Consider the following 19,139-nt stretch of genomic DNA (forward strand, 5'->3'; position numbering starts at 1 on the left):
GACACTCAGGAGTTTCGATGAACCAGCCGGTCCTGGACGTACGGCGCGACGGAGGGACGGCCACGATCGTCATCGACCGGCCGCCCGCCAACGCCGTCGACCCCGCGATGATCGAGGAGTTCTTGGAGATCATCCCCGAACTGGCCAAGGACGTCACGGTCCGCTGCCTCGTCATCCGCGGCACCGGCCGCTTCTTCGTGGCGGGGGCGGACATCGCCGTGATGCGGGACCTCTCGACGGCCAACCACGTGAAGATGCGCCGCTGGATCGAGGTGCAGCGCCTGCTCGAACTGGCACCCAAGCCGGTGATCGCGGCGATGAACGGTCACGCCCTGGGCGGCGGCGCCGAGCTGTCCCTCGCCTGTGACCTGCGCATCCTGGCGGCCTCGGCGACGATCGGCTTCCCCGAGATGAACCTGGGCCTGTTCCCGGGGGCGGGCGGCAGCCAGCGCCTGCCGCGCCTGCTCGGTCCGCATCGGGCCAAGCGGCTGATGATCGACGGCACCCGCCTGCCGGCCGGTGAAGCGCTCGACCTGGGGCTGGTCGACGTGGTGGCCGACGACCAGGACTTCGACCGGGTGGTGGCCGAGCACGCCGAGAGTCTGGGGGCCAAGCCGACCGGGACGATCGGCCTGCTCAAGCACGTCGTGGACGCCGGGTACGCCCTGCCGATCGAAGAGGCGCTCGAAGTGGAGCGTGAGGCGGTCATGGAGCTGATCCACACCGACGATGCCGCCGAAGGACTCCAGGCCTTCCTGGACAAGCGCCCGCCCCGGTTCACCGGACGCTGATGGCCGCGGATGTCCGGTGCTGATCCCGGACAAGCGCGCCAAGGTTCACCGACCGTGGATGTCCGAAGTGCTCACTCCGGACATCCGCGGTTTTCAGCCGTCGTAGCCGGTCACCAGCGCGGTGTCGGTGTTGAGGTCGCCGACCTTACGGGCGCCTCCCGGGTTGCCGAGCGGCTCGTCGCGGCCGGCCAGCACCTCGCTGAAGAAGTCCTTGGCGTCCTGGAGGAAGAGCGTGCGCGTCTCGTCGCCGCGCGCCGTACGGTCGACGAAGATCGCCTCGACCGGGCACTCCGGCTCGCAGGCCCCGCAGTCGATGCACTCGGCGGCGTTGATGTAGCTCTTGCGGTCGCCGACGTAGATGCAGTCGACGGGGCACACGTCCACGCACGCGCGATCGTTGACGTCGATGCAGGCCGGGCCGATGACATAGCTCATGGATCTCTCCTGTCTTCTGGGTGGGGTACGGGGTCAGGCGGCGTCCGTGGAGTGGCCGGGGAAGAGGGCCAGTTCGGGGTCGAGTTCGACGGCGGCGTTGTTCACCGCGGTGGCCACCTCGCCGAAGCCCACCGACATCAGGCGGACCTTGCCCGCGTGCTCGGTGAGGTCGCCGGCCGCGTACACGCGGGGCAGGTTCGTCCGCATGCGCTGGTCCACCAGGACGGACCTGCCGCGCAGTTCCAGGCCCCAGCCCGCGAGCGGGCCGAGGTCGCTGATGAATCCGAGGGCCGCGATGACGGAGTCCGCGGGCAGGGCCCGGTCCCCCTCGCCTCGCGTACGCAGGTGCGCCTTCTCGACCCGCTCGCCGCCGGACAGGGAGACCACCTGGCTGTCGACCACGATGCGTACCCCCGCGACCCGGGCGGCCTCGACGCCCGCGGCGTGCGCGCGGAACGCGGCCCGGCGATGCACCAGGGTGACCGACCTGGCCAGGGGCGCGAGGGCGAGCGACCAGTCGACCGCGCTGTCCCCGCCGCCCACGACCACGACATCGTGGCCGGCGTGTTCCGACGGGTCCGGCACGAAGTACGTCAGCCCCCGGCCGAGCCATTCCTCACCGGCCGGCAGCGGACGCGGGGTGAACGTCCCGATGCCCGAGGTGAGGATGACGGCCTGCGCGTGTACGGCCGTGCCGTCGGACAGCACCACCACAGGCCGTTCATTCTCGTCGCGGCGCAGCTCGACGGCCTGCCTGCCCAGCAGGTAGACCGGGTCGTAGGCCGCCGCCTGGGCCGTCAGCGCGTCCACCAGCGAGCGCCCGAGTATGCCGGGGATGCCGGCCACGTCCCGTACTTCCTTCTCCGGGTACAGCGCCGAAATCTGCCCGCCGACCTGAGGCAACGCGTCCACGACCACGGACCGCAAGCCGCGGAAGCCCGCGCAGTAGGCCCCGTAGAGGCCGGTCGGTCCCGCTCCGATGATCACGATGTCGGTCTGGATCATGCTGATTCCACCTGGGTCCTCCCGGTAGTCGCCTGTCAAGCCACGGAAGCTACACACCCCGGCGACGGGAACTCGCAGGTCGCGGACCGCTGACCGGAACGCGGCTCGCTCAGTGGGACACGGTCCGCTGGGCGGGATGATCCGCTGGGCCGCCCGGCCGGGCCGGTGGTGAACTGCGTGTCGTGGTCGAGCGGCGCATCTGAGCGCCTCTACCGGCCACCCGACAAGCCATGGGAAGCGGAGGCGAGAATGAGTGCAGAGGCGGGTGCGCCGGCTGCGAGCGGGGGTGTCGCCAGACGCCGGCCGTCACGACGGGGCAAGCTGCCCGGACGCCAGGACTGGTCGAGCTGGCCCCACTACCAGGGTGCCGACAGCGGGTTTCGCGGCTACTGGTATCCGGTGGCGTTCTCCTCGCACATCACGGGAAAGCCCAAGGCGATCACCCTGCTCGGCGAGCGCATCGTCGTCATCCGTGACGGCGGCAAGGCGTACGCGCTCAAGGACCGGTGCCCGCACCGGGGCGTGCCGCTGAGCTACGGCAATCAGCAGTTCCCCGGCACGATCTCGTGCGCGTACCACGGCTGGACCTTCGACCTGGAGACCGGCGATCTGAAGGCGGCGATCACCGACGGGCCGCAGTCGCCGATCTGCGGGAAGGTGACCCAGCCGACCTACGAGGTCGAGGAGCGCCTCGGCATGGTGTGGATCTTCGTGGGGGACGGTGAGGACGCGCCGCCCATCGACGATCAGCTCCCCGAGGAGCTGCGCGACAACCCCGCCGTGATCGGCGCGCGGATCCAGGCGCGCGAGGGGAACTGGCGCTTCGCCTGCGAGAACGGCTATGACGAGGGGCACGCGAAGTACCTGCACCGCACCGCGCTGTGGCGGCTGTTCAAGGCCATGCCGGTGTGGAACGAGACGCGGATCGAGCGCCGCGGCCGCTGGATCTACCGGGTGCAGGAGGCCCAGCACTGGGACGCCGACTTCCCGGGTCTCGGCCGGTGGAACAACCAGGCGTGGTTCAAGCTCAAGCCGCCGAAGCAGGTCGCCAACATCGGCAACACGGGCAGCCACCGGAAGGTGAACCCGGCCATCGCCGCCGAGGACTTCCCCGGCTTCGCCTCGGTGAGCATGCCGGGCGTGCTGCGCATCGTCTACCCGACCTTCATCCACTACGAGTTCTACGTGCCCGTCGACGCCGACAACCATCTCTATGTCGGCGCGATGGCCAACTTCGAGAAGGGCGTCAAGACGCTGCCCTTCTACGCCAAGTATCTCGGCGCCGTCCGCTGGCTCTTCCACGGCCAGTTCTCCGGCCAGGACAAATGGATGGTCGAGGTGACCGACGCGCCGCCGGAACGGCTCTATCGTCCCGACGACTCGCTCCTGCAGTGGCGCAAGCTCGCCGAGGACGTCACAGAGGAGCGCATCGAACGGCTGCGCGCCTCCGGGCTCGCCGTCGACGACCCCCGGCCGCCAAAACAGGACGCCCGGCCTCCGAAGCAGGCCGGCTGATGGCCAGGATCGTCCTGGGCGTGGGCGCGTCCCACTCCACGCTCATGAACACGCACTGGGACCAGGTCGAGCACAAAGACGACGCCGAACGCTTCCGCGACGCGCTCGGCACGGCCCGCGACGCCCTCGCCGCGGCCCGTCCCGACGTGGCGATCATCATCGGCTCGAACCACTTCCGGGGCTTCTGGCTGGACCTGATCCCCGCCTTCACCCTCGGGGTGGACCAGGTCGTCTCCTCCGGAGAGGCCGGGACGCCGTCCGGACCCCAGCGCACCAACCCGGCCGTCGCCCAGGCCGTCGCCGAATCCCTGGTGGCGGCGGGCACCGAGGTGGCGATCTCGGCGAAGCTGCAGATCGACCACGGTCAGAGCCACGCGATCCAGTACCTCCTGCGTGACCTCGACGTGCCGGTGATCCCGCTGGTGGTCAACGTGTTCGCCACGCCGCTGCCGCTCATGCGGCGCTGCGTCGAGCTCGGGCGCAACATCGCCGCCGCGGTGGCGGCGCTGCCGGACGAGCTGCGGGTCGCCGTCATCGCCTCGGGCGGCCTGTCGCACCGGCTCCCGTGGCCGAGCCGCTGGCAGGACCCCGAAGGAGAGGACGAGGAGTTCCTGGTGGAGGCCTGGCGCGAGGGCCGGGGCGACTGGCAGCGGTACGACGCGCGCCGGCGGCAGATCATCACCGCCGCCCGGCCGACCATCTTTCCCGAGTTCGACGAGGAGTTCCTCGCCGCGCTGGAGAAGGGCGAGCTGGCGCGGTACGCGAACCTGTCAACGGCGGAGATCGAGGCGGTGGCCGGCAACGGCGGCCAGGAACTGCGTACCTGGCTGACCATGGCGGCGGCGCTGGGCTTCGCACCCGGCCGGACGCTGGCCTACGCGCCGATGCCGGAATGGCTGACCGGCATGGGGGTGGCCATCATCGAGCCCGCCGGATCGATATGAACAAGGACGAGCGCGAGCGGATGGTGGCCCAGGCCCTCGCCACGATCACCGAGGCCCGGCTGCGCAAGGCCGCAGTGGAGGTCACCTCCATCGCCAGCCCCACCGGAGGGGAGGAGCCGCTGGCCCGGCGGCTGGCCGAACGGCTCGCCGCCGCGGGCCTGGAGTCGCACCTGCAGCGCATCGACGACGGCCAGGCCAACGCGATCGGCCGGCTGAGGGGCGACGGTACGGGCGCCGACCTGATGCTGTACGCCCCGATCGACACCCTGACCACCGGCGACCCGGACGAAGACGTGCCGTGGATCGGCCCCGGGCTGCGCCCCGACATGCGGGCCGAGGCACAGTGCGACGGCCCCTACGTCACCGGCCTCGGCGCGAGCAACCCCAAGGGCCACGCGGCGTGCGTCCTCATGGTGGGCGAGGCCCTGGCCTCGGTGGGCGCGCGGCCCGCCGGAGACCTGCTGGTCGCCTTCGGAGCGGGCGGCATGCCGACCAACGCCATCGACGGCACCGGCCGTCTGAACACCGGGCAGGGCGTCGGCTGCTCCTTCCTGCTCGAACGCGGCTGGCAGCCCGACTACGCCGTGATCGCCAAACCGGGTGACTTCGTCGCGCACGAAGAGGTCGGTCTGTGCTGGTTCGAGATCGTCGTACCGGGGATCCACACCTACGCCGGCAGCCGGCACCGCCTGCCGTACCAGAATCCGATCGTGACCGCCGCCAAAGTGGTGACGCGCCTGGAAGGGTGGCTGGCGGCCTATCCCGAGCGGCACCGCACCGCGACGGCCGCGCCTCAGGGGATCATCGGCTCGATCGCCGGCGGCTGGGAGCGCATGCCGGCCGTCACGCCCGCGGCCTGCCGCATCCGCCTCGACCTGCGGATCGCGCCCGGCACGACGCCGCTGGCGGCCAAGCGGGAGCTGGCGGAGTACGTCCGCGCGCTGTCGGCCGAGCTGGGCGTGGAGCTGACGGTCGAGATGGTGCTGGCCATCCCGGGCACGCGCACGCCGCCGGAGGACTGGGTCGTCCGCAGTGCCGTTCGTGCCTGGGAGAGCGTGGCCGGGCGCCCGCACGAGCCCATCGACGGCAACAGCGGCGCGACCGACGCCAACATCCTGCGCGCGCGGGGGATCCCGACCGCCCGGGTGGGCATGCCGAAGGTCGTCTCCACCGAGTTCGACGTCGACTTCGCCCGTGGGATGAACACCGTCGACGTCAGAGCCATGCGCCGCCTGTGCGAGGTGCTCGTACGGGTGGCGGTCGACACCACCACACGGACGCGCGCCGAGATCGACGAGCTTAATGACGGCGAGACCGATGATTAAAGGAGGCGATATGGAACCCCCCACCGGTTCGTACGCCGACGCCGACGGCGTCAAATACCACTACCTCGACCTGGGCTCGGGGGCGGACACGATCTTCCTGCACGGCGGCGGCCCCGGCTGCACCGGATGGAGCGACTTCGGCCCGGTGGCGCCGCTGTTCGCCGCCGACCGCCGCTGCCTGATCGTCGACATCCTGCAGTACGGCAAGTCGGAGAAGTGCCTCATCACCGGCCCGATGTGGGACTTCCACGCGGCCAAGACCGTCGCGCTCATGGACACGCTGGGTGTGGAGCAGGCCGACTTCGTCTGCAACTCCTGGGGCGGCACCATCGCGCTGTGCCTGGCCGCCCGCTACCCCGAAAGGGTGCGTTCCCTGGTCATCACCGGCAGCATGCCGGTGTTCTACGGCCCGCTCGCGCCGCTGCCAGAGAACGGCCGCCGCGGCCGCGCAGCCCGGGACGCCTACTACGGCGGCGAGGGGCCCACGCGGCAGAAGATGCGCGACCTCATCACCCGGCTGGAGTGGTACGACGGCGACAAGTTGCCCGAGACCACCCTGGACCTGCGCTACGAGCAGAGCCTTGACCCCGGTGAGCGAGAGCTGGCCGCGATGTCGGACTCACCCCGTGGCGAATGGCAGGACCTCACCGCCGAACTGGGCCAGATCCAGGCGCCCGCGCTGTTCATCTGGGGCATGCAGGACGCCTTCCTCACCCCCGACTATCCGCTCATGCTCGCCCGCATGGTGCCGCGCGGGAACCTGCACATCATGGACCACGCCTCGCACCACCTGCAGGAGGAACGACCGGGCGCCTACCACGCGGTGGTCACCGGGTTCCTGAACTCCCTCAAGGACCCATGGAGATGAGCATGTCCAGATCGACGAAGCTGCTGATCGCCGTGCCGGTCGTCGCGCTGGCCGCGATCCTGGGCCGCCTGCTCGCGGCCCGCAGCAACACCCAGGTGCACCGCATCAACCAAGACAAGCCCGCTCTCGACCGCTGAAGGTGACGATGAGTATCTGGACCGAACTGAGCCCCCTGAGCCTGAGCGTCTCGTACGTGGACGCCGGAGGAGTGCGCACCCGCAGCCTCCGGGCCGGGTCGGGCGAGCCCGTGGTGTTCCTGCACGGGACCAGCGGCCACCTCGAGGCGTTCACCCGCAACCTGCCCGCGCACGCGGCGGACTACGAGTGCCACGCCATCGACATGCTGGGCCACGGCTACACGGGCAAGCCCGACTACGCCTACGAGATCCCGCGCTACGTCGACCACCTGCTGGCCTACTTCGACGCGGTGGGCATCGAGCGCGCCCACATCGTGGGGGAGTCGCTGGGCGGCTGGGTCGGCGGACGTACCGCCATCGACCACCCCGACCGTGTGGCCAGCCTGCAGCTGCTCTGCGCGGGCGGGACCGTGGCCAACCCCGAGGTCATGAAGCGGATCCGGACGAGCACCCGCGAGGCCGTGGTCAGCGATGACGTGGAGCTGACCCGCAAGCGGCTGCGGCTGCTGATGGCCGACCCGGCCGACGCGACCGAGGAGCTGGTGGAGGTGCGCCACGCCATCTACCACGAGCCCGAGTTCGTCGACAACCTCGACAATCTGCTATGCCTGCAGGACATGGACACCCGCCTGCGCAACATCCTTCGCCGCGACGATCTGGCCAAGATCACCCAGCCCACGCTGATCGTCTGGGGCCGCAAGAACCCGTTCGGCGACGTGCCGGAGGCCACCGCCATGCACGAGGCCATCGCGGGCTCGGAGCTGGAGCTGTTCGAGGAGTGCGGCCACTGGCCGCAGCACGAGCAGGCCGCCCGCTACAACCCGCTCAGCCTGGCCTTCCTGGCCAAGAGCTCGGCGGCGGGCTTCTCCGGCAAGGGGCGCGGCTGATGCGCGCGGCCCGCTTCCACGAGTGGGGGGCCGCGCCGGTCGTGGAGGAGCTGCCCGAGCCCGTACGCAAGCCAGGAGAGGTGCTGGTCGAGGTACGTGCGGCGGCGCTGGGGCATCTGGACCTGACCGTCGCCGGCGGGTCTTTCGGTATGAAGCCCCCGCTTCCGTACGTGGGCGGTGTCGAGGCCGCCGGGGAGGTCCTGGAGTCCGACACCCTGGCTCCGGGCACGCAGGTGCTCCTTCGCGGTGGCGCGCTCGGCCTGCTGCGCGACGGCTGCTGGCGCGAACGCCTCAGCGTCTCTCCCAAGGCCGTCACCCCGCTGGCGTCGCCGCTGCCCCCGGAGGTCGCGGCGTCGTTCTTCGTACCGACCACCACGGCGTACGTCGCCCTGAACGACGTCGCCCGCCTGGAGCCGGGCGAGGAGGTCATCGTGACCGGCGCGGCCGGCGCGGTCGGCGCCATGGTGGCTCAGCAGGCCCGGCTGGCCGGAGCCACGGTGACCGGGGTGGTCGGCCGGGCCGACCAGCTCGGTCAGGTGCCCGAGGGGATCCGCGGGGTGGTCACCGACGACGCCGAGGCGGTCGCGGAGCTGGCGGCGGCGCGCTCGGCGTCCCTGCTGGTCGACACGCTCGGTGGGAGCGGACTGGTCGAGCGCTCGCGGTGGGTCCGTCCCGGCGGCCGGGCCGTCGTGATCGGCTACGTGCTGGGGGCGTCCGTCACCGTCGATCTGCCGTCCTGGCTGCTCGACGACGTGGCGCTGCTTCCGGTCAACATGGTCCGGCACGAGCGGCGCGCTCGCGAGGTGGCCCCGGCGCTGATCGAGCGTCTGGCCGCGGGGGAGCTCAGTGTGGAGGTCGAACGGTTCGACCTGTCCGAGATCGCGAAGGCCCTGGAACTGCTGCGCGACGGCAGGTTGCGCGGCCGTGCCGTGGTCGAGTTCGGCGTGGAAGCCTGACCCGCGGCGGGCTGTCGCCGGTCTGGACGATCCGCGGGTTCGGCTGGAGCGCCCGCGCGATGGTGGAGCCACGTAGCCGTCCTCACGGTCCGTAGGGCATCCGCCAGCGCCCGTCGAACCAGTCGGTCAGATGCTGCTGCATCTGGACGACATCATCACCGCTGCCATGTGGTGGCCGATCATGTCCTCGAGAAACGTTCGATCCAGTGCGTCGCCCGACAGCTTGGACAGATCGCGCATCATCGGCCGGTAACTCGCGGCCGCGCGGCCCGGGTACCACGTGGCCAGCCATGCCTTCATGGTGGTGATCTCGGCAGTCTGCGTCTTGACGATGGAAGCGCCCAGAGCGCGCATCTCGGCCCGGCCCGAACGCTGCAACTGGCCGGCCGCCTCGACCGCCTCCTGGTGATGGGGCACCATCTGGGTCAGGTAGTCGGTCTCGTTGTTCAAGGTAACTCGTCGCATCCCACCCATCGGCCCGCCGGTCTGCGGCCATCCCGCCGCGGTTGCGGTGGGCTGGTGGTGGGCGGTGGCGAGGGCGGCCCCGCCGACGGCGGCGGCGGCGAGCAACGCCCCGGCGGCGATTGCCGCCGTTGTCGAAGGTCTCATCTCGCTCCTCCGCTCCTGCAGGTGTCCTGCTTCCAACGTGGCGCTCGGTCCGTGGCCAGGACCAGGGCCGTTGGGCCTTCATCCCCCGGGACCAACGCCGCCCGATCGGGATGGCTGGGCCGGGGTGCGTCTCCGGAGGGGGCGGGCGCAGAGATCGCCGATGGCCTGGAGGTGGTGGTGGATCAGCGGCTTCTTGCGCCAGGGGTTGGCGGCGGAGATGGGACGACGATGCCATTCATGGCCCCTGCGCTCTGCTGCGGAGCTTGCACGGTGCCGCAGTCCGGGCGGGCCGAGGACGCCGGGAACGCGGTGTAGCACTCATCGAGATCCGGCGTGTGGCTTCGACAATGAAGCGCTTCGCTCCCATCTACTACGACTAATAGTAGCAGGTTGGTGGGACTTTCGACCCTTATCATCAGGACGTTCTGCTATAGCCGCCGGCGAAGTCTCCGTCACATGCTGGTGAAAACATAGTAGAGAAGGACGGAGAGAAACCGACGTGCTTGGTATTTCTCAGCATCCTCGTGCTCATCGTGTTCGCGATGACGGTCCCGGAGTCGATCCGCCAACGGCATGCACGCGACAACCCACGGAGGCCATCATGATGAAGCAGCACCTGATCATGGCGGCTGTCGCCGCCGTGGCCGCGATCGCGGCCGTCTGGGCCGGCGCCCCGCCGAGTACGGTCCTGCTCGTGGTCATCCTGCTGGGCTGCCCGCTCATGATGCTGATGATGATGCGATCCATGAGCGGCCACGACGGCGACACGCAGCATGACCGTCAGGGCGAGGATCACAAGGGGGCAGGGCAGCCGTGACCTCCACCGACTGGGTCGTGATCGGTATCTCCCTGGCCTTGCTGGGTTTCCTCGGCTGGTACTTCTTCGGGCCGAGGAAGAGCAGCCTGGCCGAGCTGCGTGACGGAGTACAGGAGATCGAGATCGTCGTACGGGGCGGCTTCTCGCCGGACATCATCCGGGTACGGCAGGGCACCCCTGTGCGGCTGACCTTCAACCGGAGAGAGAGCGGGGATTGCACCTCCCGGGTGGTGTTCGCCGATTTCGGCGTCAGCCGGACGCTGCCTGCCTTTGCCAAGACCACCGTGGAGTTGCCGCCGGGCAGTGCGGGGGAGTACGGCTTCGCCTGCGGGATGAACATGGTGCACGGCCGCCTGATCGTCGAACCGGGCTCCGACGGCGGTCACGATGTCGCCGCGGGTACCGCACCTTCGTTGGCCGAACAGCCTTCGCAGGATGTCGAGGCGACGGAGCGGCGTGCCGAGATCGCCGACCTGTCGCGTCGGGTCCTGGTCGGGGCTGTGCTGACCCTGCCTGTGGCGATCGTCGTCATGGCGCATGAGCTCTTCGGGGCGGGATGGATCCCGGAGTTCCTGCTCAACCGCTGGGTGCAGCTCGCGCTGATCGCGCCGGTGATGTTCTATACCGGCTGGCCGATCCATCGCGTGGGCTGGCTCGCTCTGCGGCACCGCTCGGCGGACATGAACAGCCTGATCACGCTGGGTACGAGTGCCGCCTTCTGCTACAGCCTGTTGGCCACGGTCGCGCCCGGCTTGCTGCCGGAGGGGGTCCGTGACGTCTATTACGAGGCCGTCGGGGTCATCCTGACGCTGATCCTGCTCGGCCGTTTGCTGGAGGTACGGGCCAAGGCGGGCACGGGCGAGGCGATCCGCAAGCTGATCGGTCTGCAGGCCAGGACTGCCCGGGTCCAGCGCGACGGTGCGGAGATCGAGATTCCGATCGCGGACGTCGTGCCGGGCGATGTGGTGGTCGTACGGCCGGGCGAGAAGGTTCCGGTCGACGGGGTCGTCGTCAAGGGGCGCTCGACGCTGGATGAGTCGATGGTGACCGGCGAGTCGATCCCGGTGGACAAGGGTCCGGGCGATGAGGTGGTGGGCGCGACGGTCAACCAGACGGGATCGTTCACGTTCAGGGCCGAGAAAGTGGGCGCGGAAACGGCGCTGGCTCAGATCATCCGTCTCGTCCAGGCCGCCCAAGCCTCCCGTGCGCCGATCCAGCGGCTGGCCGACCTGGTGTCCGGCTATTTCGTCCCGGTGGTCATCGCCATCGCGATCGTGACGTTCGCTGTGTGGTTCGTCGCCGGACCGGCGCCGGCGTTGACGCTGGCATTGGTGGCGGCGGTAGCCGTACTGATCATCGCCTGTCCATGCGCGCTTGGGCTGGCCACCCCGCTTTCGATCATGGTGGGCACCGGGAAGGGGGCTCAGTCCGGCATCCTGATCCGCGACGCCGAAGCCCTGGAAACCGCGTGCAGGCTCGACACGATCGTCCTGGACAAGACCGGCACCATCACTCGTGGCAAGCCGGCGCTCACGGACGTCGTTCCGTACGGTGACTGGGCAGCCGATGAGGTGCTCCGCCTGGCCGCCTGCGCCGAACGTTCCTCCGAGCACCCCCTGGGCCAGGCCGTGGTCGAGGGCGCGACCGGGCGCGGCCTGATCCTCACCGAGCCGTCGGAGTTCGAATCGGTCACGGGGCAGGGCATCGCGGCGACCGTTGAGGGGCGTCGTGTGCTGGTCGGCGGGAAGCGTCTGCTCGGCGATACCTCGGCGCTTGAGGAAGAGGCCGATCGCCTCGCCCGGGCGGGCCGTACCCCGATCATGGTCGCTGTAGACGGCGAGCCCGCTGGGGTGATCGCGGTGGCCGACACCGTCAAGGACGACTCCCGCCAGGCCGTCGCGACTCTGCAACGGCTGGGACTTCAGGTGGTGATGATCACTGGGGACAACCGGCGGACGGCCGAGGCCATCGCCCGCCAGGTCGGCATCACCCGGGTGCTGGCCGAGGTGTTGCCCGCGCACAAGTCTGCCGAGATCGCCCGCCTGCAGGGAGAAGGGGCGCGGGTCGGCATGGTCGGCGACGGCATCAACGACGCGCCCGCGCTGGCCCAGGCCGATGTCGGCTTCGCCATCGGCACCGGCACCGACGTGGCGATCGAGGCCTCCGACATCACGTTGATCTCCGGCGCGCTCGGCGGAGTGGTTACCGCGGTACGGCTGTCGCGGACCACGATGCGCAACATCCGGCAGAACCTGTTCCTGGCATTCGTCTACAACGTGGTCGGCATCCCGGTCGCGGCGGGGGTGCTCTACCCCTTCCTCGGCATCCGGCTCAGCCCGGTCTTCGCTGCCGCCGCGATGGCACTGTCGTCGCTGTCGGTGGTGGGCAATGCCAACCGGCTGCGCCGCTTGACCCCGCCGGCGTTGCTCCCGGCGCCGCCACTCCCGCCCGATCAGCACGTCACCGTCGAAACGGGAGCCGAGTCCACCGCTGTCACCGACCCGGTTGTGCGGGATGGTGGTGATTCCGAGTCCAACCGAGATACCGGCAAGACCGGGCATGAGTCGATGACCTGAACGCGCGGCTGGAAGTCATGGAGATGGAACTCGCAGAGGCTACCGGCGCGCCGGAGTAGGTGCGTCCTTGGCGCGCACCACCGTCACCGTGCAGTGTGCGTGGTGCAAGACGCCTCGGCTGACCGAGCCAAGGACGATCGACCCGATCGCGCTCCTGCCATGCGAGCCGACGACCAGCAGGTCGGCTCGGTCACCGGCGGCGGCGAGCGCATCGACGGGGTGGGCACACCGCACGTCCGCGATCACCTTGACCTGTGGGTATCTCTCCCGCCACGACGCGAGTTGTTCCTCGGCGACGCGCTGTTGGGCCTCACGCAACGCTTCGAAGTCGCAGGAGAAGCCGGCGGCCAGTGCGAACGGCAGGGCCCAGGCGTATACCGCCCGCAATGTGCTTCCGCGCAGTTCGGCTTGCCGGAAGGCATAGGCCAGGGCGGGCTCGCACGTGGGGGAGCCATCGAGACCGACGACGATCTCACCGTGGGCCACAGCGGCCCTTGGCCGGACGACGACCACCGGAACCGGCACCTGGCCCGCGACGTTCATGCTGACCGAGCCGAGTACAGCCCCGGCGAAGCCACCCAGCCCTCTACCACCGACCACCAGCTCGATTGCGTCGCCGGCCTGCTCGCGAAGGACGGCCGCCGGTGTTCCGGTCATCAGCTCGGTGCTCACCTCGATAGTAGGCTGACGTTCGCGCGCGATCTCCTCGGCTTGTGCCAGGACCTTCCGCGAGTTCTCGATCAGCGCCTCGTCCCACTCAGGTGCGGGAATCTGCGGCACCTGGTACGGCCAGGTTTCCACCACACCGACGTTACGCAGCGGCACATGCATCCGAAAGGCGTCGTCGGCCGCCCATGCCACGGCGTCGAATCCGGGCACCGAACCATCGACACCCACCACGATCAGATCAGGCATCGTACATTCCCCCTTTTCCATTTCAGCCCGTCGGTGGCTAACCGGGCAGGGCCAGAAGCCCCAAAACTTGGAGATGATGGACCAACGGCATCCGGTGTCAGCCTGGATGAGGCTGTACTGCGCCGAAGCGCTCCAGGCCGCCAATCGGGCGCGCGAGCCGGCGCCGGGTGCGGAGGTGACCACGGACCTGCGCAAGGGCAACGTCACCTGCCCGGTCGCGGTGGTCCGGCCCCGGAGTGAGCGGGCGTCATGAGTCGTCGGGCTCCGGGCCAGGACAACGGGGCCCGGACGGGCCGCGGCGGGGAGCCGGCCAGGACCACGCAGATCGGAGCGGATCAACCTTTCAGGTGCTGGCCACGCCGTGGGCGCGGAATTGAGCGTGCACGCGGTTCCTTCGTAGTGCGGCCGGACCGGCGTCAACCGCGGGACAGGACCACCTTGAGAGCTCCGGTCGCCGCCGGGTCGGCGAACGTCTCGTAGGCGGCGGCCATGTCCTGCAGGGCGAAGCGGTGGGTGATGAACCTGGCGGGGTCCAGCCGTCCGGCGGCGATCATGTCCAGGAGGGTCGGCGTGGAGTAGGTGTCGACCAGGCCGGTGGTGATGGTGAGGTTGCGGATCCACAGGTCTTCGAGGTGCAGGGTGGCCGGTGTGCCGTGGACGCCGACGTTGGCGACGTGGCCGCCGGGGCGTACCAGGCGGGTGCAGAGTTCGAAGGTTTCCGGGAGGCCGACGGCTTCGATGGCGACGTCGGCGCCCAGCCCTCGGGTCAGCTCGGCGATCGCGCCGGCCGGGTCGTCGCCCGCGCCCACGACCAGGTCCGCGCCCAGCTGCTTGGCGGCCTCCAGCCGTGAGGGGGCGGGGTCGACGGCGACGATGTGGCTGGGCGTGAACAGCTGCGCGGTGGTGATCGCGGCCAGGCCGATCGGCCCGGCTCCGACGATCACGACCGTGTCGCCTGGCCGTACGTGGCCGTTCAGCACGCCGACCTCGTAGGCGGTGGGCAGGATGTCGGCGAGCATGAGCGCGGCCTCGTCGGTGACGCCGTCGGGCAGCAGGTGGGTGGAGGTGTCGGCGAACGGCACGCGGACGTGTTCGGCTTGGGTGCCGTTGACGCGGTGGCCGAGGATCCAGCCGCCGCCGCCCAGGCATTGGCCGAACATGCCGATACGGCAGTAGCGGCAGCGCCCGCACGCCGAGATGCACGACACCAGCACCCGGTCTCCCGGCTTGGCGGTGCCGACCGAGTTTCCGGTCGCCGTGACGGTGCCGACCGCTTCGTGGCCGAGGATCGTGCCCGGCTCGACAGTGGGCACGTCGCCCTTGAGGATGTGCAGGTCGGTGCCGCAGATGGTGACCGCGTCCACACGGACGATGGCGTCGGTGGGCTCGATCAGCTGCGGATCGGGAGTCTCCTCCCAGGACCGCCGGCCGGGACCGTGGTAGATGAGCGCCTTCATCATGCCTCCTGGTTGTCTTCACCTTTCACGTTTGCCGGAACGGGTCGGCCTGAATAGGGACGAAGGTCCCGTTCCATCGCTGCCTTTCGGCCGCGCCTACAGCCCGATCAAAGTCCTGCGCGCCGGCTAGCTCTGGGACCAATGGCACTCGGATTCGGGACTTCGTCCTCCGGCGGCCGGCCGCCTGTTTCGCGAGGCTGGAGGTGTGAGTTGAGCTCGTGAAGGAGATGCGTGATGACCGGACGGATCGTGGTCGGTGTGGACGGGTCCGCGCCGGCGACAGCAGCAGTGGAATGGGCCGCCGCCGACGCGCGGCGCAGAGGGCTCGACCTGCGGCTCGTACATGTGTGCGAGCAGTGGCCGCACGGGGTCGGCGAGCTCAGCACGAAGTACTGCGCGGGTGCGCTGGAGGTCGCCGCTGACCGGGCGCGTGAGCTGGCCCGCGGGGTCCAGGTGACGACGGAACTGCGTGCCGGGAACGTGATCGACGATCTGATCGATGAGTCCGCGTCGGCCGACAGCGTGGTGCTGGGCAGCCGGGGGCTCGGCGGTTTCGGCGGCATGGTGCTCGGCTCGGTCAGCATGGCCGTCGCCGGCCACGCGCGGGGCCCGGTCGTGATCGTACGCGGGCCCGGCCAGGAAGAGCACGGCCGGATCGTCGTCGGCTACGACGGGTCCGAGCACTCCGAAGCCGCCATGCAGTACGCCGTCGAGCAGGCCCGGGCCCGGCAAGCGCGGCTGCATGTCCTGTATGCCTGGCAGCAGCCGATCTTCTCGCCGTACGCAGCCGCCTACAACAGCTTGCTGGAGAAGGCCTTTCAGCACGAGGTCCGGATAGCCGGCGAGCGGGTGGTCCCCTGGCGTGAGAAGAACCCCGACGTCGAGATCACCGACGCGCAACTGTGGGAGCACCCGGCCGGCGCCCTGATCAACGCCGCGACCACGGCCGACCTGGTCGTCGTCGGGTCGCGCGGGCTGGGTGGCTTCGCCTCGGCGGTGCTGGGCTCGGTCGGTCACGCCGTACTGCACCACGCCACTTGCCCGGTCGCGATCGTCCGGCCCCGCGAGGAGAGGCCATGAACATCGAGTCGCTGACCGCCGAGCAGGTGATGAGCCGCATCCTGGTGGCGGTCAAGCCGGATGAGTCGCCGCTGATGGCCTGGGAACTGATGCGCCGCGCCGGTGTGCACCACTTGCCGGTCGTCGAGGGGCAGCACGTGGTGGGCCTCCTATCGCGCGAGCATCTGGCCGCCTCCTGGTCGGGTGGTCCGCAGGAACAGTCGAACCGCCAGGTGGGCGAGCTGCTGGCCGGTGAGCGCAGGCCGCGGGTGCAGCCGGACGACCCGCTGACCCAGGTCGCGGCCGTGATGACCGACGCCGGCTGTGACGCCGTACCCGTGGTGTCCGGTCAGGGACTGGTCGGGATGATCACCGCCCGCGATGTCGTGTCGGCGGTGGCCGGACGTAGCCATCACCTGAAAGAGGGCGGCGAGGTGGTGACCGGCATGTTCCACCTCGAACCTGTGATACCGGCGCGGAGCTGACTTCGAAGGAGGCAGGAGATGTACGCGCTGATCGTGTACGAGTCCATGTTCGGCAACACCAAGCAGATCGCCGAGGCGGTGGCGGAGGGGCTGGCCACCACGATGAGGACAGAGGTCCTGGAGGTCGGCTCCGCGCCCGCCTCGGTCGGGGAGGACCTCGGCCTGCTCGTCGTCGGCGGCCCGACGCACGCCTTCGGGATGAGCAGGGCCTCGACCCGGCAATCGGCCGCCCAGCAGGGCCGGGTGCTCTCCCAAGGGCAGGGGGTGCGGGAGTGGCTGGCCACTGTTCGGTCGCCGTCGGCCAGACTCGCCTCGGCCGCCTTCGACACGCGGATCGCCAAGCCGCGCGCGGTGTCGCCAAGCGACTGCGTCGGCTCGGCCTGGCCTTGGCCTCGCCCGCCGAGAGCTTCTACGTCACCGGAACTCAGGGGCCGCTGGTGGTCGGCGAGGTGGAGCGGGCCAGGCAATGGGGCAGGCACCTCGCCTCGTCCTTCCCTGTCCCGGCGTCCTGAGACCGTCATGGAGCCGCGGGCCGATAGGTGTGTGCTGGAGGTAAGGAAACCGGGGGCGTGTGCCACATCCGGGCGGAGAAACCCGAAGGAGGATGACGATGAGCAGAGCGATCGTGGTCGGCGTGGACGGATCGCCATCGGCCGGATCGGCGCTCGGCTGGGCCGCCGATGATGCCTCCCGCAGGGGGCTTCCGTTGCGGATCGTGCTCGTGCGAGAGCCATGGGCGGCGGAGCATCCGTCCGCCAGGGCCAGTGACCGGCAGACTCTGACCGAGCGGTGCACGTACCTGCTCGACCAGGCCGCGGAGCAGGTACGGAGGCTCACTCCCGAACTGGAGGTCTCGACGGCTGTGGTCACGGGCTCGGTGATCGAGCGGCTGAAGGGCGAGTCGGAGACGGCCGACAGCGTGGTCGTGGGCAGCAGAGGGCTCGGCGGATTCGCCGGACTGGTGCTGGGCTCGGTGGGTCTCGGCCTGGCCGGGCACGCGCACAGCCCGGTGGTCGTCGTCCGGATGCCCGTCCCCGGCAGCCATCGGGAGATCGTGGTCGGCTTCGACGGCTCCCCGTTCGCGGAGTCGGCGCTGGAATACGCCCTGGAACAGGCTGGGGCGCGGCGCGCGCCGGTTCGTGTCGTGTACGGCCAGAGGACACCGAGGCTCGCCCCACATCCCGCGGGGTACGGCCCGTTCCTGACCGGTGCGCCGGGCGAGGAGGTGGCGGAGATCCGGCTGCGCCTGGCGCCGTGGCATGAGAAGTACCCGGACGTCGAGGTGATCGAGTCGATCGTCCCGGGCCACCCGGTCCCGGTCCTGGCCAGGGCGTCCGAGAAGGCGGCGCTCGTGGTGGTCGGATCACGCGGACTGGGCGGCTTCGCCTCGGCGGCACTCGGGTCGGTCAGCCACGGTGTCCTGCACCGGGCCTGCTGCCCGGTGGCCGTGGTACAGACTCCTTGGCGGCGGTCATGAGTGTCATCGTCGCCCCGCCGTACATGACCGAGACCGCCTGCCACGACTGGGACCTCCTGCAGGCGCAGACCAAGGATGCCCAGGAGTTCGACCCCGCACAGGCCGGCCACCTGCCGGAACCGGCGCGCCGCTGGGTGCTGCACGCCATCGCTCCGGGGACACCCCTGTTGCGTGCGGTGGTGCTGGACATGCACGGCTCCATCCGGCTCAGCACCTGGCGCGACTTCCGCGCCCAGCAGGTACTCCTGCCGATGGAGGGCTTCGTGTGGTCGGCAACTGCGTACCTGGGATTGCTACCCGTGCACGGGTTCGACCGGTATCGCGCCGGTCAGGGGGAGATGCGCTGGCGGTTGCTGGACCTCATCCCCGTGATGTCGGGTGCCGGCCCGGACATCACCAGAAGCGCCGCCGGGCGGCTGGCATGTGAGTTCGTCATGGCGCCCGCCGCCGCACTCGACCCGAGGATACGGTGGAAGCCGATCGACGACCGCCATGCCATCGCCAGCCTTCCCGTGGGAACCGAGGATCACGACGTGACCCTGACCATCGCGCCCAGCGGCGCGCTGGAGCGCGTCACGATGTCCCGCTGGGGTGATCCCGGGGAGGGCCGGTACCGCGACCACGTGTTCGGGGTGGAATGCGGACGCGAGATCGAATTCGACGGTTTCACCATTCCGGCCTACCTGGCGGGCGGCTGGTGGCCCGGCACCGATCGGTGGGCCGAGGGCGAGTTCATCCGCTTCACCGTCGACGACGCCCTGTTCCGATAGCGCTGAAAGTCCCGCTGCCGACTGTCTTGTTCGGGGTGGTTTGATCAAGCAGCGGTTGTTGGTCGGCTAGGACCCAGCGGGCGCCTTCCCCTGCACGCGGGCGGTGTCTTC

At 70.0% G+C, this 19,139-nt stretch carries 21 protein-coding genes; 16 read left to right on the plus strand and 5 right to left on the minus strand.

All coding sequences use genetic code 11. From position 1 onward, the window contains the following. The first annotated feature begins 17 nt into the window (after window positions 1-17). The gene (locus ACGFJ2_RS47125) at window positions 18-791 is read left to right on the plus strand and encodes an enoyl-CoA hydratase/isomerase family protein (protein ID WP_393479753.1); all 774 of its coding nucleotides are present in this window, start codon (window positions 18-20) and stop codon (window positions 789-791) included. A 93-nt stretch (window positions 792-884) separates the two neighbouring features. On the opposite strand, the gene ACGFJ2_RS47130 is transcribed toward ACGFJ2_RS47125, so the two are convergent. Both ACGFJ2_RS47130 and ACGFJ2_RS47135 read right to left on the minus strand, forming a co-directional pair. Beyond that, window positions 885-1,226, minus strand: coding sequence for an indolepyruvate ferredoxin oxidoreductase subunit alpha (locus tag ACGFJ2_RS47130; RefSeq protein ID WP_393479755.1), 342 nt, complete (start codon window positions 1,224-1,226; stop codon window positions 885-887). A gap of 33 nt (window positions 1,227-1,259) precedes the next feature. Next, window positions 1,260-2,231: an NAD(P)/FAD-dependent oxidoreductase gene (locus tag ACGFJ2_RS47135; RefSeq protein WP_393479758.1), complete on the minus strand. Its 972-nt coding sequence runs from the start codon at window positions 2,229-2,231 to the stop codon at window positions 1,260-1,262. 249 nt (window positions 2,232-2,480) lie between these two features. On the opposite strand from ACGFJ2_RS47135, the gene ACGFJ2_RS47140 reads away from it, so the two are divergent. The 7 genes from ACGFJ2_RS47140 to ACGFJ2_RS47170 are packed head-to-tail and all read left to right on the plus strand — an operon-like array spanning window position 2,481 to window position 8,863. Further along, complete coding sequence (locus ACGFJ2_RS47140) at window positions 2,481-3,746, plus strand: Rieske 2Fe-2S domain-containing protein (RefSeq protein ID WP_393479760.1); 1,266 nt, start codon at window positions 2,481-2,483, stop codon at window positions 3,744-3,746. Next, on the plus strand, window positions 3,746-4,690 hold the full coding sequence (locus ACGFJ2_RS47145) for a hypothetical protein (protein ID WP_393479763.1): 945 nt from the start codon (window positions 3,746-3,748) through the stop codon (window positions 4,688-4,690). The genes ACGFJ2_RS47140 and ACGFJ2_RS47145 overlap by 1 nt, the downstream gene beginning before the upstream one ends. Beyond that, window positions 4,687-6,015, plus strand: coding sequence for a M20 family metallopeptidase (locus ACGFJ2_RS47150; RefSeq protein ID WP_393479765.1), 1,329 nt, complete (start codon window positions 4,687-4,689; stop codon window positions 6,013-6,015). Before ACGFJ2_RS47145 ends, ACGFJ2_RS47150 begins: the two co-directional genes overlap by 4 nt. Window positions 6,016-6,025: 10 nt before the next feature. Next, window positions 6,026-6,883, plus strand: a complete 858-nt coding sequence (locus tag ACGFJ2_RS47155; protein ID WP_393479768.1) for an alpha/beta fold hydrolase — start codon at window positions 6,026-6,028, stop codon at window positions 6,881-6,883. A gap of 2 nt (window positions 6,884-6,885) precedes the next feature. Beyond that, complete coding sequence (locus ACGFJ2_RS47160) at window positions 6,886-7,020, plus strand: hypothetical protein (RefSeq protein ID WP_358199462.1); 135 nt, start codon at window positions 6,886-6,888, stop codon at window positions 7,018-7,020. An 8-nt stretch (window positions 7,021-7,028) separates the two neighbouring features. Next, window positions 7,029-7,907, plus strand: coding sequence for an alpha/beta fold hydrolase (locus ACGFJ2_RS47165; protein ID WP_357952141.1), 879 nt, complete (start codon window positions 7,029-7,031; stop codon window positions 7,905-7,907). Further along, on the plus strand, window positions 7,907-8,863 hold the full coding sequence (locus ACGFJ2_RS47170; RefSeq protein WP_357952142.1) for a zinc-binding dehydrogenase: 957 nt from the start codon (window positions 7,907-7,909) through the stop codon (window positions 8,861-8,863). The genes ACGFJ2_RS47165 and ACGFJ2_RS47170 overlap by 1 nt, the downstream gene beginning before the upstream one ends. A 126-nt stretch (window positions 8,864-8,989) precedes the next feature. Here ACGFJ2_RS47170 and ACGFJ2_RS47175 read toward each other — a convergent pair whose 3' ends face one another. Then, entirely contained in the window at window positions 8,990-9,472 is a 483-nt protein-coding gene (locus tag ACGFJ2_RS47175) for a DUF305 domain-containing protein (RefSeq protein ID WP_393479772.1), read from the minus strand. Between the two features lie 601 nt (window positions 9,473-10,073). Here ACGFJ2_RS47175 and ACGFJ2_RS47180 point away from each other — a divergent pair. Both ACGFJ2_RS47180 and ACGFJ2_RS47185 read left to right on the plus strand, forming a co-directional pair. Further along, a complete protein-coding gene (locus ACGFJ2_RS47180; protein WP_225291029.1) occupies window positions 10,074-10,289 on the plus strand; it encodes a DUF2933 domain-containing protein in 216 nt (71 codons plus the stop codon). Further along, window positions 10,286-12,865, plus strand: a complete 2,580-nt coding sequence (locus tag ACGFJ2_RS47185) for a heavy metal translocating P-type ATPase (RefSeq protein ID WP_393479775.1) — start codon at window positions 10,286-10,288, stop codon at window positions 12,863-12,865. Before ACGFJ2_RS47180 ends, ACGFJ2_RS47185 begins: the two co-directional genes overlap by 4 nt. A gap of 39 nt (window positions 12,866-12,904) precedes the next feature. On the opposite strand, the gene ACGFJ2_RS47190 is transcribed toward ACGFJ2_RS47185, so the two are convergent. Beyond that, window positions 12,905-13,780, minus strand: a complete 876-nt coding sequence (locus tag ACGFJ2_RS47190) for a universal stress protein (protein WP_393479777.1) — start codon at window positions 13,778-13,780, stop codon at window positions 12,905-12,907. A gap of 106 nt (window positions 13,781-13,886) precedes the next feature. Between ACGFJ2_RS47190 and ACGFJ2_RS47195 the strand changes: the two genes are divergently transcribed. Continuing rightward, complete coding sequence (locus ACGFJ2_RS47195; protein ID WP_393479780.1) at window positions 13,887-14,033, plus strand: hypothetical protein; 147 nt, start codon at window positions 13,887-13,889, stop codon at window positions 14,031-14,033. A 163-nt stretch (window positions 14,034-14,196) separates the two neighbouring features. Here ACGFJ2_RS47195 and ACGFJ2_RS47200 read toward each other — a convergent pair whose 3' ends face one another. Next, window positions 14,197-15,240, minus strand: a complete 1,044-nt coding sequence (locus ACGFJ2_RS47200; RefSeq protein ID WP_357952148.1) for a zinc-dependent alcohol dehydrogenase family protein — start codon at window positions 15,238-15,240, stop codon at window positions 14,197-14,199. Between the two features lie 231 nt (window positions 15,241-15,471). Between ACGFJ2_RS47200 and ACGFJ2_RS47205 the strand changes: the two genes are divergently transcribed. Genes ACGFJ2_RS47205 through ACGFJ2_RS47225 form a run of 5 tightly spaced genes read left to right on the plus strand, consistent with a single transcriptional unit; the run spans window position 15,472 to window position 19,028 of the window. After that, window positions 15,472-16,317, plus strand: coding sequence for a universal stress protein (locus tag ACGFJ2_RS47205; RefSeq protein WP_393479782.1), 846 nt, complete (start codon window positions 15,472-15,474; stop codon window positions 16,315-16,317). Then, the gene (locus ACGFJ2_RS47210) at window positions 16,314-16,781 is read left to right on the plus strand and encodes an HPP family protein (protein WP_393479785.1); all 468 of its coding nucleotides are present in this window, start codon (window positions 16,314-16,316) and stop codon (window positions 16,779-16,781) included. The genes ACGFJ2_RS47205 and ACGFJ2_RS47210 overlap by 4 nt, the downstream gene beginning before the upstream one ends. 18 nt (window positions 16,782-16,799) lie before the next feature. Further along, complete coding sequence (locus ACGFJ2_RS47215) at window positions 16,800-17,465, plus strand: flavodoxin family protein (RefSeq protein ID WP_393479787.1); 666 nt, start codon at window positions 16,800-16,802, stop codon at window positions 17,463-17,465. Next, the gene (locus ACGFJ2_RS47220) at window positions 17,392-18,258 is read left to right on the plus strand and encodes a universal stress protein (RefSeq protein WP_393479790.1); all 867 of its coding nucleotides are present in this window, start codon (window positions 17,392-17,394) and stop codon (window positions 18,256-18,258) included. The genes ACGFJ2_RS47215 and ACGFJ2_RS47220 overlap by 74 nt, the downstream gene beginning before the upstream one ends. Further along, complete coding sequence (locus tag ACGFJ2_RS47225) at window positions 18,255-19,028, plus strand: DUF6544 family protein (protein WP_358199357.1); 774 nt, start codon at window positions 18,255-18,257, stop codon at window positions 19,026-19,028. The genes ACGFJ2_RS47220 and ACGFJ2_RS47225 overlap by 4 nt, the downstream gene beginning before the upstream one ends. Window positions 19,029-19,139 lie beyond the last annotated feature (111 nt).

Origin of the sequence: Nonomuraea sp. NPDC049028 (assembly GCF_043197735.1) — a bacterium.
Classification (GTDB): Bacteria; Actinomycetota; Actinomycetes; order Streptosporangiales; family Streptosporangiaceae; genus Nonomuraea.